Below are 12,867 nucleotides of genomic sequence, written 5' to 3'. Positions count from 1 at the left end.
CGCATGTTTGGTGGTCCGGCCGACCATCGGCCTGGCAGTGGATGAACTCAAGGGTCGAAGTCGAGTCTCTTTGCTCGCTAGCCCGCAACACTCCCTGTAAACTGCGGGGGTTTTTCTCCCCCTATCCTTTTCGGAGCCATACATGTCCCGCGTTACCCTGAGTCGCTATCTGATTGAGCAGACCCGCAGCAACAACACCCCTGCCGATCTGCGCTTCCTGATCGAGGTAGTGGCGCGTGCGTGCAAGGAGATCAGCCACCACGTGTCCAAGGGCGCCCTCGGCGGCGTGCTGGGCAGCATGGGCACCGAAAACGTGCAGGGCGAAGTGCAGAAGAAGCTCGACGTGATCTCCAACGACATCCTGCTCGAAGCCAACGAGTGGGGCGGCCACCTGGCCGGCATGGCGTCCGAGGAAATGGACAACGCCTACCAGATCCCGGGCAAGTACCCCAAAGGCGCCTACCTGCTGGTCTTCGACCCGCTGGACGGCTCGTCGAACATCGACGTCAACGTCTCGGTCGGCACCATCTTCTCGGTGCTGCGCTGCCCGAACGAATACCTGAGCCAGAACGAAACCCTGAACGAAAATGCGTTCCTGCAGCCAGGCACCCAGCAGGTCGCCGCCGGCTACGCCATCTATGGCCCGCAGACCATGCTGATCCTGACCCTGGGCAACGGCGTCAAGGGCTTCACCCTGGACCGCGAACTGGGCAGCTTCGTCCTGACCCACGAAAACATCCGCGTGCCGGAAACCACCGCCGAATTCGCCATCAACATGTCCAACCAGCGCCACTGGGAAGCCCCGGTACAGCGCTACGTGGGCGAGCTGCTGGCCGGCGAGACCGGTCCGCTGAAGAAAAACTACAACATGCGCTGGATCGCCTCGATGGTGGCCGACGTGCACCGCATCCTGACCCGTGGCGGTCTGTTCATGTACCCGCGCGATGCTCGTGAGCCGAGCAAGCCGGGCAAGCTGCGCCTGATGTACGAAGCCAACCCGATGTCGTTCATCATCGAGCAGGCTGGTGGCGCCTCCACCAACGGTTACGAGCGTATCCTCGACATCAAGCCGGAAAGCCTGCACCAGCGCGTGTCGGTGATCCTCGGCTCGAAGGAAGAGGTCGAGCGCGTCACCGCCTATCACAAGGAGTAAGTCATGCTCGCACCTTGGCAGCCGTTGCTGGAGTGGTGGTTCGGTTGGGGGACAAGTCCCCAGGCCGTGGCTGACGAGAAGAGCTCGCTGTGGTTCGGCAAGCACCATGACGCCGATGCCCAGGCGCTGTTCGGCGATCTTACCGAGCAGGCCCTGGCCGGCGGGCTCGACGAGTGGCAACAGAGCCCGCAGGGCTGGCTGGGCCTGCTGATCCTGCTGGACCAGCTGCCGCGCATGATCCATCGCGACACGCCGCGTGCCTTCGAAGGTGACCGGCGAGCCCAGGTGGTCGCCATGCAGGGTCTGCAGAAAGGCTGGGACTACCAGCTGCTGCCGATCCAGCGGGTGTTCGTGCTGCTGGTGCTGGAGCATGCCGAGGTGCTGGACTGGCAGAACTTGTGTGTCGAGCGCTACCAGGCCTTGCTGGATGAACAGCCGGAAGCCAACCGTCGGTTGTTCGAAGGTTTCCTCGACTATGCCGAGCAGCACCAGCGGGTGATTGCCCGCTTCGGGCGCTTCCCGCACCGTAACCTGGTGCTGGAGCGGCCTAGCACCAGCGAGGAGATGGACTTCTTGCTGGAGCCTGGGTCCCGCTTCTGAATAGCCGGGCCTGCTGCGCAGGCCTTTCGCGACACAAGGCCGCTCCTACAGAGGTAATGCGATCCCCTGTAGGAGCGGCCTTGTGTCGCGAAAGGGCCGCATAGCGGCCCCAGCGGTCTCAGATCCTGAAACTCCCCACCAGATGCTTCAACCGTTCGACCTGGCGCTCCAGGTCGGTGCAGGCACGCAAGGTGCTCTGCAGGTTGTGCACCCCTTCCTGATTCAGCGTATTGATCTCGGTGATGTCGACATTGATCGACTCGACCACGGCCGTCTGCTCCTCGGTGGCGGTGGCCACCGACTGGTTCATGCCATCGATCTCGCCGATGCGCTGGGTCACGCTGCCCAGGCGTTCGCCGGCCTGGTTGGCGATGCCCACGCTGCGGTCGCTGTGCTGCTGGCTCTGGTTCATGGTGCTCACGGCCATCTGCGCGCCCGCCTGCAACTCCTCGATCAGGCGCTGGACCTGCTGCGCCGAGTCCTGGGTGCGATGGGCCAGGTTGCGCACTTCATCGGCGACCACCGCGAAGCCGCGCCCGGCCTCGCCGGCGCGGGCCGCCTCGATCGCGGCGTTGAGCGCCAGCAGGTTGGTCTGCTGCGAGATACCGCTGATCACATCGAGGATCTGGCCGATGTTCTCCGTGTGATTGTTCAGCGTCTCGATATTGCCGCTGGCGTCACTGATGCGTGCCGACAGCTGGTTCATCACGTCGATGGTCTCGCCGACCACCTGCTGGCCCTCTTCGGCCAGGCCGCGGGCGGCGCTGGAATGTTGGGAGGCGAGGGCGGCGTTCTGGGCGATTTCCTGGGCGGCGGCGCCCAGCTGGTTGATCGCGGCGGCCACGCTGCTGGTGCGGCTGGACTGCTGGTCGGCGTTGTGGATCGAGGCGTTGGACGCGCTGACCACCTGGCCGGCCACGGCGTTCACCTGACCGGTGGCCGAGGCCACTTCACGGATCGACTCGTGGATCCGTTCGACGAAGCGGTTGAACGATTGCGCCAGGCTGCCGAACTCGTCCTGGGCGTGGATGTTCAGGCGGCGGGTCAGGTCGCCCTCGCCCTCGGCGATGTCGCGCATGGCCCGGCCCATGACGTGCAGTGGCTCCATCAGCACGCGGATCAGCAGGCCGAGCAGGGCGATGATCACCACCACCGCGATCAGCGTTGCCACCACCGCCGAGGTCCGCAGTTCGCCGAGCATGGCGAAGGCGGCGTCCTGGTCCAGCACCAGGGCCACGTACCAGTCCGCCGACGGCACGCCGTCGACACGGGTGAAACTGATGAACTGTTTGCGGCCATCGATTTCGATGTCCTTCAGGCCGCTACCGATGCGTGGCGTGTTCTCGGGGTAGAGATCGGCCAGGGTCTTGAGCGCCAGCTCGCCCTTGGGATGAATGAGCACCTTGCCGTCGCCGTTGACGATGAAGGCGTGGCCGTGGCCGCCGAAGTCCAGGGTGTTGATCAGGTTACTGATGGTCTGCAGGTCGGTATCGACGCCGCTGACGCCGATCAGGCGCCCGCCTTGCTGCACCGGGGTGGCGAGGGTGATCACCAGCTTGCCGGCCGAGACCGAGATGTACGGTTCGGTGACGATGGTCTGGCCTGCCGCGCTGGCGGCCTTGTACCAGCCGCGCACGCGCGGGTCGTAGTCGGCGGCGCGGTTGCCCACCGGCACCGACTGCATGCTGCCGTCCTGGCCGCCGAAGTAGGTGAGGATGAAGTTGCCGCCATACACCGGCAGCGCCAGGACACGGTCGAGGCTGCCCTTGCCTGGGCCGTCGACGGCGATCTGCTGGGCCACCGAGTTCACCAGCTGGATGCGGCTGTCGAGCCAGGTGCGGATGTTGCCGGCGGTCAGGTTGCCCAGCGCCTGCAGCGTCGACTCGGTGTCGCTGCGCAGTGATTGGCGCTGTCGGTAGTCATTGAACAGGACGAAACAGGTGAAGGCGACGGCTACCACCAGGGCGGCGGCCAGCAGGATCTTGTGGCTGAACTTGAGATTCTTGGTCATTTTTTTGAAGTCTGCGCACGGGCACGAAGGAGGGCGGGTGCGGCAAACGGCCACACCACGGTTCTGTGTCGTCACGCCGGGATAAAACATTAATCGTTTGCGCACCAGCCGACCAACGGAGCACCACTAAACCTGGGGTCGCAGGGAACCGAGGAGCCATTTTCCCTTCTAAGCTCCCTGCAGGTTTCTCGTCCCTGCATATCCATCCTCAGGAGTGTCCCTTCATGTCGTTGCGTTCCCTCGCCCTGTTGTCCTTGTGCGTCGTTCTGACCGCCTGCAGCAAGATCAACCAGGAAAACTATTCCAAGCTCAAGGCCGGCATGAGCAAGGCCGAGGTCGAGCAACTGCTTGGCTCGCCCAAGGAGTGCTCCGGCGCGCTGGGCATGAGCAGTTGCACCTGGGGGGACGAGAAGAGCTTCATCAGCGTGCAGTACGCGGCGGACAAGGTTCTGATGTATTCCGGGCAGGGCCTCAAATGAGGCGTCTGCACCTGCTGCTGGGCGTGTGCCTGGTGATGCTGCTGGGTGGCTGCGCCACCTCCGCCACCGACCCGCTGGCGCCGAAGACCGCAGGTGCGGTCGACCTCAAGCGTTACCAGGGCAAATGGTTCGAGCTGGCGCGCCTGCCGATGAAGTACCAGGACGGCTGCGTCCAGTCCGAGGCCCATTACAACCTCAAGCCCGACGGCACGGTCGGCGTGCTCAATCGCTGCCGGACCCTGGATGACGAGTGGCTGCGTGCCGAAGGCCATGCCTCGGCGCAGGAAGCGGGGCGCACCGACAAGCTGTGGGTGGAGTTCGACAACTGGTTCACCCGGCTGGTGCCGGGGGTGGCCAAGGGCGACTACTGGATCCTGTTCGTCGACGAGCGCTACCGCACGGCCATCGTCGGCAGTCCGGATCGCAAGTACCTGTGGATACTTTCGCGTACGCCCTCGCTGCCGGCCTGGGAGCGTGAGAGCCTGCTGGCCAAGGCGCGGCAGCAGGGATATGACACCAATCGCCTGATCTGGCGGACGCCCGACAAGCAGATTGTTGTCCGGCATTGAGCTGCAGACTGACGCGGTCCCTGTAGGAGCGGCCTTGTGTCGCGAAAGGGCCGCAGAGCGGCCCCGGCGATATGTGCATTGACACTGAAACCCTGGGGGCGCTTCGCACCTCTTTCGCGACACAAGGCCGCTCCTACAGAGCCAGCGTTCAGGCCAGAAGCTGGCGCAGGACTGCTACAAACGCCACCGCGCTTTCCTCTTCCTGATCATGCCGCCCCTGGCGCACCACCCACCGTCCGTTGACCATCACATCGCGCACCTGACGGTCGCCGCCCGCGAACAGCCAGCGGTTGAGGATGGCATCACCGTCGGCCACGGCCAGGTATGGATCCTGCCCATCGAGCACCAGCCAGTCCGCCCGCTTGCCTTCGGCGAGTTCGCCGATCGGTTGCCCCAGCGCCTGGGCGCCGCCCGCCAGCGCGGCGTCGTACAGGGTCCGTCCGACCATCGGCTGATCGCCGCGGTACAGCCGGTTGCGCCGTTGGTCGCGCAGGCGCTGGCCGTATTCCAGCCAGCGCAGTTCATCGACCACGCTCAGCGATACATGGCTGTCGGAACCGATGCCCATGCGGCCACCCTGGGCCAGATAATCCACGGCGGGGAAGATGCCATCGCCCAGGTTTGCCTCGGTGGTCAGGCACAACCCGGCCACCGCGCCGCTGCGGGCCATGGCGGTGACTTCGCCGGCGTCGGCGTGGGTGGCGTGGACCAGGCACCAGCGTTCATTCACCTCGACATGCTCGTACAGCCATTGCAGCGGGCGGCGGTCGCTCCAGGCCAGGCAGTCATCGACTTCCTTCTGTTGCTCGGCGATATGGATATGCACCGGACAGGCCTTGTCGCTGGCCCCCAGCACATCGGCGATCTGCTCCGGAGTGACGGCACGCAAGGAGTGGAAGCATAGCCCCAGCGCCTGCGCCGGTTGTTGCGCCAGCAAGGGTGCAAGCTGCTGTTGCAGGCGCAGGTACTGCTCGGTGGCGTTGATGAAGCGTCGCTGGCCGTCGTTGGGGGCCTGGCCGCCGAAGCCGGAATGGCTGTACAGCACCGGCAGCAGGGTCAGGCCGATGCCGCTGGCACTGGCAGCGGCGCTGATGCGTTGCGACAGTTCGGCAGGGTCGGCGTAGGCCTGGCCGTTCTGGTCATGGTGCACGTAATGGAACTCGGCCACCGAGGTGTAACCGGCCTTGAGCATCTCGATGTACAGCTGGCGGGCGATGACCTGCAGCTGCTCCGGGGTGATCCGCCCGACCAGGCGATACATCAGGTCGCGCCAGGTCCAGAAGCTGTCGTTGGGGTTGCCGGCCACTTCCGCAAGCCCGGCCATGGCTCGCTGGAACGCGTGCGAGTGCAGGTTGGGCATGCCCGGCAGCAATGGGCCGCTCAGGCGTTCGGCGCCTTCGGCGCTGGCCTCGGCCGCGATCGAGGCCAGCCGGCCATCGGCGGCGACCTCCAGGCGAACATTGCGGGCCCAGCCCGAGGGCAGCAGGGCGCGTTCGGCGAAATAGGCGGGCATCGGTGAAATCCTGTTATTGTTAACTTGTATATACATATACAGCCGTTTGCCTGCCGGGTAAACTCCGGCAAGCTACCGTTCACGCCAACCGTACAAGGATTCAACGCCGTGCCGACACCTCCTGTCTCCGCGCTGGTTGCCCAGATGGGCGAAGGGCCGGCGCCGCTCTACGCCCGGGTGAAACAGATGATCATCCAGCAGATCGAGAGCGGCAGCTGGCCGCCTCATCACCGGGTCCCCTCGGAGAGCGAACTGGTCAGCGAGCTGGGTTTCAGCCGCATGACCATCAACCGCGCCCTGCGCGAACTCACCGCCGAAGGCCTGCTGGTGCGCATGCAGGGCGTCGGCACCTTCGTCGCCGAGCCCAAGAGCCGCTCGGCGTTGTTCGAGGTCAACAACATCGCCGACGAGATTGCCGGTCGTGGCCATCAGCATAGCTGCCAGGTGATCACCCTCGCCGAGGAGGCCGCCGGGTCCGAACGAGCCCTGGCCCTGGACATGCGCGAAGGCCAACGGGTGTTCCACTCGCTGATCGTGCACTACGAGAACGGCGTGCCGGTGCAGATCGAGGACCGCTACGTCAACGCCGCCATTGCCCCGGACTACCTCCAACAGGATTTCACCCGGCAGACGCCCTACGCCTACCTGTCGCAGGTCGCGCCGCTCACCGAAGGCGAGCACGTGGTCGAGGCCATCCTCGCCGAGCCTGAAGAGTGCACGCTGCTGCAGATCGAGCGGGGTGAGCCGTGCCTGCTGATCCGCCGCCGCACCTGGTCGGGCCGCCAGCCGGTGACCGCCGCGCGGCTGATCCACCCTGGTTCCCGTCATCGCTTGGAAGGAAGGTTCAGCAAATGACCCAGTTGCAGCTGTTGCGCGCGCAGGATTACCCGCGCATGCCCTGGAAAAATGGTGGTGGCTTCACTGAGGAGATCACCCGCGACGCTGGCGACAGCCTCGACGGTTTCGGCTGGCGCCTGTCGATCGCCGACATCGAGGAGTCCGGTGGTTTTTCCACCTTCGCCGGGTACCAGCGGATCATCACCGTGCTGCAGGGCGATGGCATGCGTTTGCTGGTCGATGGCCAGGCCAGTCGGCCACTGCTGCCGTTCGATGCGTTCGCCTTCAGTGGCGAGAGCCAGGTCAGCTGCAAGCTGCTCGGTGGCCCGATTCGCGATTTCAACCTGATCTACTCGCCGCAGCGGTATCGGGCGCGGTTGCAGTGGTTCGATGGCGGCAACCGGGTGTTCAGTTCGGCGTCGACGCTGTTGCTGTTCGCCGCCAGCAATCATGTCGAGATGGGGTTGGTCGGGGAGGACACGCAGCAGCTTGGGCGGTATGACTGCCTGCGGGTCGATGGCAATGAGGGGTTGCTGGAGCTGGATGTTCAGGGGCGGTTCTGCCTGATCGAACTCATTTCACGTTGAGATAGCCGGGGCTGCTGCGCAGCCCTTTCGCGACACAAGGCCGCTCCTACAATGCCCGCGTTTGCCCCGGCTGACGCGGTCCCCTGTAGGAGCGGCCTTGTGTCGCGAAAGGGCCGCAAAGCGGCCCCAGCTATTTCAGCCGCTCAGCGCAGAGGTCTAATTTTTTTGGTTGTCCATGCTTGTACATACAAGTAAAGGTGTGTTTGTATATCGACCACGACATACCCGCCCGCGGATGACCGCAGAGGACCTCTCCCGTGACTGACAACAACAAATACCGTGACGTAGAAATCCGTGCCCCGCGTGGCAACAAGCTGACCGCCAAGAGCTGGCTGACCGAAGCGCCGCTGCGCATGCTGATGAACAACCTCGACCCGCAGGTCGCCGAAAACCCGAAAGAGCTGGTGGTGTACGGCGGCATCGGCCGCGCCGCGCGCAACTGGGAGTGCTACGACAAGATCGTCGAGACCCTCACCCGCCTGGAAGACGACGAAACCCTGCTGGTGCAGTCGGGCAAGCCGGTCGGCGTGTTCAAGACCCATTCCAACGCCCCGCGCGTGCTGATCGCCAACTCCAACCTGGTGCCGCACTGGGCCAACTGGGAACACTTCAATGAGCTGGATGCCAAGGGCCTGGCCATGTACGGCCAGATGACCGCCGGCAGCTGGATCTACATCGGCAGCCAGGGCATCGTCCAGGGCACCTACGAAACCTTCGTCGAGGCTGGCCGCCAGCACTACAACGGCAGCCTCAAGGGCAAGTGGGTGCTGACCGCGGGCCTGGGTGGCATGGGCGGCGCCCAGCCTCTGGCCGCGACCCTCGCCGGCGCCTGCTCGCTGAACATCGAGTGCCAGCAGAGCCGCATCGATTTCCGCCTGGAAACCCGCTACGTCGACGAGCAGGCCAAGGATCTGGACGACGCCCTGGCGCGTATCGCCAAGTACACCGCCGAAGGCAAGGCCATCTCCATCGCCCTGCACGGCAACGCCGCCGAGATCCTGCCGGAGCTGGTCAAGCGTGGCGTGCGTCCTGACATGGTCACCGACCAGACCAGCGCCCACGACCCGCTCAACGGCTACCTGCCGGCCGGCTGGACCTGGGAGCAGTACCGCGACCGCGCGCAGACCGACCCGGCTGCGGTGGTCAAGGCCGCCAAGCAATCGATGGCCGTGCACGTCCAGGCCATGCTCGACTTCCAGAAGCAGGGCATCCCGACCTTCGACTACGGCAACAACATCCGCCAGATGGCCAAGGAAGAGGGCGTGGCCAACGCCTTCGACTTCCCGGGCTTCGTGCCGGCCTACATCCGCCCGCTGTTCTGCCGTGGCGTGGGTCCATTCCGCTGGGCCGCGCTGTCGGGCGATGCCGAGGACATCTACAAGACCGACGCCAAGGTCAAGGAACTGATTCCGGACGACGCCCACCTGCACCGTTGGCTGGACATGGCCCGCGAGCGCATCAGCTTCCAGGGTCTGCCGGCACGCATCTGCTGGGTCGGCCTGGGCCTGCGCGCCAAGCTTGGCCTGGCGTTCAACGAAATGGTCCGCAGTGGCGAGCTGTCGGCGCCGGTGGTCATCGGTCGTGACCACCTGGACTCGGGGTCGGTGTCCAGCCCCAACCGTGAGACCGAAGCCATGCGCGACGGCTCCGATGCGGTCTCCGACTGGCCACTGCTCAACGCCCTGCTCAACACCGCGGGTGGCGCCACCTGGGTTTCGCTGCACCACGGCGGTGGCGTGGGCATGGGCTTCTCCCAGCACTCGGGCATGGTCATCGTCTGCGACGGTACCGACGAGGCTGCCGAGCGCATCGCCCGTGTACTGACCAACGACCCGGGGACCGGCGTGATGCGCCACGCCGATGCCGGCTACCCGATCGCCATCAACTGCGCCAAGGAGCAGGGCCTGGACCTGCCGATGATCACCGGCTGATCGCCGCGCTTTGGATCGCACCCATCAGGGGTGATACTGAACAACAATTAGGGGCCTGAAGGCCCCAAGCGATTGGAGTAGCGAAGTGACCGAACTGACCCTCAAGCCTGGCACCCTGACCCTGGCCCAGCTGCGCGCCATCCATGCCGCGCCTGTGCGCCTGCAACTGGATGCCAGCGCCGCGCCGGCCATCGACGCCAGCGTCGCCTGCGTCGAGCAGATCATCGCCGAAGACCGTACCGCCTACGGTATCAACACCGGTTTCGGCCTGCTGGCCTCGACCCGCATCGCCAGCCATGACCTCGAGAACCTGCAGCGTTCGCTGGTGCTGTCCCACGCCGCCGGTATCGGCGCGCCGCTGGACGACGACCTGGTTCGGCTGATCATGGTGCTGAAGATCAACAGCCTCAGCCGTGGCTTCTCCGGCATCCGTCGCAAGGTCATCGACGCGCTGATCGGTCTGGTCAACGCCGAAGTCTATCCGCACATCCCGCTCAAGGGCTCGGTCGGCGCCTCCGGTGACCTGGCCCCGCTGGCGCACATGTCGCTGGTGCTGCTGGGCGAAGGCAAGGCCCGCTACAAGGGCCAGTGGCTGCCGGCCACCGAAGCCCTGGCCGTCGCCGGCCTGGAGCCGCTGACCCTGGCCGCGAAGGAGGGCCTGGCCCTGCTCAACGGTACCCAGGCCTCCACCGCCTATGCCCTGCGCGGCCTGTTCCAGGCCGAAGACCTGTACGCCGCGGCGATCGCCTGTGGCGGCTTGAGCGTGGAAGCCGCACTGGGCTCGCGTTCGCCATTCGATGCGCGCGTCCATGAAGTGCGTGGCCAGCGCGGCCAGATCGACACCGCCGCCTGCTTCCGCGACCTGCTGGGCGACGCCAGCGAAGTGTCGCTGTCGCACAAGAACTGCGACAAGGTCCAGGACCCGTACTCGCTGCGCTGCCAGCCGCAGGTCATGGGCGCCTGCCTGACCCAGATCCGCCAGGCCGCCGAGGTGCTGGGCATCGAGGCCAACGCGGTATCGGACAACCCGCTGGTGTTCGCCGCCGAGGGTGACGTGATCTCCGGTGGCAACTTCCACGCTGAACCGGTGGCCATGGCCGCCGACAACCTGGCCCTGGCCATCGCCGAGATCGGCTCGCTGAGCGAGCGCCGCATTTCGCTGATGATGGACAAGCACATGTCCCAACTGCCGCCGTTCCTGGTGGAGAACGGTGGGGTCAACTCCGGCTTCATGATCGCCCAGGTCACCGCCGCCGCCCTGGCCAGCGAGAACAAGGCACTGTCGCACCCGCACAGCGTCGACAGCCTGCCGACCTCGGCCAACCAGGAAGACCACGTGTCGATGGGCCCGGCCGCTGGCAAGCGGCTGTGGGAAATGGCCGAGAACACCCGTGGCGTGCTGGCCATCGAATGGCTGGGCGCCTGCCAGGGCCTGGACCTGCGCAAGGGGTTGAAGACTTCGGTCAAGCTCGAGCAGGCGCGCCAGGCGCTGCGTCGTGAAGTACCGCACTATGACCGCGACCGCTTCTTCGCGCCGGATATCGAGGCGGCCTCGGCGCTGCTGGCCAAAGGCACCTTGACCGGGCTGCTGCCGGTCGGGGTCCTGCCTAGCCTGTAATGCCGCTGGGGCCGCTATGCGGTCCTTTCGCCGGCAAGCCGGCTCTCACAGAGATACAGTGTGCTCCCTGTGGGAGCCGGCTTGCCGGCGAAAGGGCTGCGCAGCGGCCCCAATCCGATCTCACGACCAGAACAACAATAAGGACGTGACATGCAACAAGCTCAAGGTCTCACACGCGGGCTATCGTCCCGGCACATCCGTTTCATGGCGCTCGGTTCGGCTATCGGTACCGGGCTTTTCTACGGTTCGGCCTCGGCGATCCAGATGGCCGGCCCGGCCGTGCTGCTGGCCTACCTGATCGGCGGCGCCGCCGTGTTCATGGTGATGCGCGCCCTCGGCGAGATGGCCGTGCACAACCCGGTGTCCGGCTCTTTCGGCCATTACGCCAGCACCTACCTCGGCCCCATGGCCGGTTTCATCCTCGGCTGGACCTACGCCTTCGAGATGGTCATCGTCGCCATCGCCGACGTGACTGCCTTCGGTATCTACATGGGCTTCTGGTTCCCCGAAGTCCCTCGCTGGATCTGGGTGCTGGGCATCGTCTTCCTGATCGGCGGCCTGAACCTGTGCAACGTCAAGGTGTTCGGCGAGATGGAGTTCTGGCTGTCGCTGCTCAAGGTCGGCGCCATCGTCGCGATGATCCTCGCCGGTTTCGGCATCATGGCCTTCGGCTTCAGCCAGGTGGGCGTCGAGCAAGCGGTCGGGGTGAGCAACCTGTTCGAGCATGGCGGCTTCATGCCCAATGGCATCGGTGGCCTGATCGCTTCGTTCGCGGTGGTGATGTTCGCCTTCGGCGGCATCGAGATCATCGGTGTCACCGCCGGTGAGGCCAAGGACCCGCAGCGCGTGATTCCCAAGGCGATCAACGCCGTGCCGCTGCGCATCCTGCTGTTCTACGTGCTCACCTTGTTCGTGCTGATGTGCCTGTACCCCTGGCCGCAGATCGGCAGCCAGGGCAGCCCGTTCGTGCAGATCTTCAGCAACCTGGGGATCGGCTCGGCGGCGGCCGTGCTCAACATCGTGGTGATCTCGGCGGCGGTGTCGGCCATCAACAGCGACATCTTCGGTGCCGGCCGCATGATGTACGGCCTGGCCCAGCACGGCCAGGCGCCGCGTGGTTTCAGCAAGCTGTCCCGGCATGGCGTGCCGTGGCTGACCGTGGTGGTGATGGGCGTGGCGCTGCTGGTCGGCGTGCTGCTCAACTACCTGATCCCGGAGAACGTGTTCCTGCTGATCGCCTCGATCGCCACCTTCGCCACCGTGTGGGTATGGCTGATGATCCTGGTCACCCAGGTCGCCATGCGCCGCAGCATGAGCCGCGAGGAAGTCGCCCAGCTCAAGTTCCCGGTACCGTTCTGGCCCTATGGCCCGGCCATGGCCATTGCCTTCATGTTGTTCATCTTCGGTGTGCTCGGTTACTTCCCCGATACCCAGGCGGCGTTGATCGTCGGTGTGATCTGGGTGGTGTTCCTGGTGGCGTCCTACCTGCTGTGGTGCAAGCCGCGCGCGGGCAATGGCGAGCCTGTCCGGGAGCCGGCCGAGCTGCATCGCTGAAAAAAGGAGATCCTG

General features: G+C 65.3%; 11 protein-coding genes. 9 read left to right on the top strand and 2 right to left on the bottom strand.

Annotation, left to right across the window (positions count from 1 at the left end):
- Nucleotides 1-142: 142 nt before the first annotated feature.
- Nucleotides 143-1,153: a class 1 fructose-bisphosphatase gene (locus tag N7422_RS19370; protein WP_054895279.1), complete on the top strand. Its 1,011-nt coding sequence runs from the start codon at nt 143-145 to the stop codon at nt 1,151-1,153.
- A gap of 3 nt (nt 1,154-1,156) precedes the next feature.
- Nucleotides 1,157-1,753 carry a DUF924 domain-containing protein gene (locus tag N7422_RS19365; protein WP_279808035.1) on the top strand — a complete coding sequence of 199 codons (597 nt, stop codon included), beginning with the start codon at nt 1,157-1,159 and terminating at the stop codon, nt 1,751-1,753.
- A gap of 118 nt (nt 1,754-1,871) precedes the next feature.
- Here the strand turns inward: N7422_RS19365 and N7422_RS19360 are convergent, their stop codons facing one another.
- Nucleotides 1,872-3,764 carry a methyl-accepting chemotaxis protein gene (locus N7422_RS19360; RefSeq protein ID WP_279808034.1) on the bottom strand — a complete coding sequence of 631 codons (1,893 nt, stop codon included), beginning with the start codon at nt 3,762-3,764 and terminating at the stop codon, nt 1,872-1,874.
- A 224-nt stretch (nt 3,765-3,988) separates the two neighbouring features.
- On the opposite strand from N7422_RS19360, the gene bamE reads away from it, so the two are divergent.
- On the top strand, nt 3,989-4,243 hold the full coding sequence (gene bamE / locus N7422_RS19355) for an outer membrane protein assembly factor BamE (RefSeq protein ID WP_275639970.1): 255 nt from the start codon (nt 3,989-3,991) through the stop codon (nt 4,241-4,243).
- Nucleotides 4,240-4,812 (top strand): lipocalin family protein, encoded by a 573-nt coding sequence (locus tag N7422_RS19350; protein WP_279808033.1) that lies wholly within the window; start codon nt 4,240-4,242, stop codon nt 4,810-4,812. The genes bamE and N7422_RS19350 overlap by 4 nt, the downstream gene beginning before the upstream one ends.
- Before the next feature lie 148 nt (nt 4,813-4,960).
- Here the strand turns inward: N7422_RS19350 and N7422_RS19345 are convergent, their stop codons facing one another.
- On the bottom strand, nt 4,961-6,325 hold the full coding sequence (locus N7422_RS19345; RefSeq protein ID WP_279808032.1) for a formimidoylglutamate deiminase: 1,365 nt from the start codon (nt 6,323-6,325) through the stop codon (nt 4,961-4,963).
- Between the two features lie 144 nt (nt 6,326-6,469).
- On the opposite strand from N7422_RS19345, the gene hutC reads away from it, so the two are divergent.
- From hutC to N7422_RS19320, 5 genes are all read left to right on the top strand, one after another.
- Entirely contained in the window at nt 6,470-7,180 is a 711-nt protein-coding gene (gene hutC, locus N7422_RS19340; protein ID WP_279808041.1) for a histidine utilization repressor, read from the top strand.
- Complete coding sequence (locus N7422_RS19335) at nt 7,177-7,749, top strand: HutD family protein (RefSeq protein ID WP_279808031.1); 573 nt, start codon at nt 7,177-7,179, stop codon at nt 7,747-7,749. Before hutC ends, N7422_RS19335 begins: the two co-directional genes overlap by 4 nt.
- 257 nt (nt 7,750-8,006) lie before the next feature.
- Nucleotides 8,007-9,680 (top strand): urocanate hydratase, encoded by a 1,674-nt coding sequence (gene hutU, locus N7422_RS19330; protein ID WP_279808030.1) that lies wholly within the window; start codon nt 8,007-8,009, stop codon nt 9,678-9,680.
- Between the two features lie 85 nt (nt 9,681-9,765).
- Nucleotides 9,766-11,298, top strand: coding sequence for a histidine ammonia-lyase (gene hutH / locus N7422_RS19325; RefSeq protein ID WP_279808029.1), 1,533 nt, complete (start codon nt 9,766-9,768; stop codon nt 11,296-11,298).
- A 150-nt stretch (nt 11,299-11,448) separates the two neighbouring features.
- Nucleotides 11,449-12,852, top strand: coding sequence for an amino acid permease (locus N7422_RS19320; protein ID WP_279808028.1), 1,404 nt, complete (start codon nt 11,449-11,451; stop codon nt 12,850-12,852).
- Nucleotides 12,853-12,867: the final 15 nt, after the last annotated feature.

It is taken from the genome of Pseudomonas sp. GD04091 (assembly GCF_029836165.1).
Taxonomy (GTDB): Bacteria; Pseudomonadota; Gammaproteobacteria; order Pseudomonadales; family Pseudomonadaceae; genus Aquipseudomonas.
Note: the sequence above shows the minus strand (reverse complement) of the source record. Positions and strands in the feature narration are given on the sequence as shown.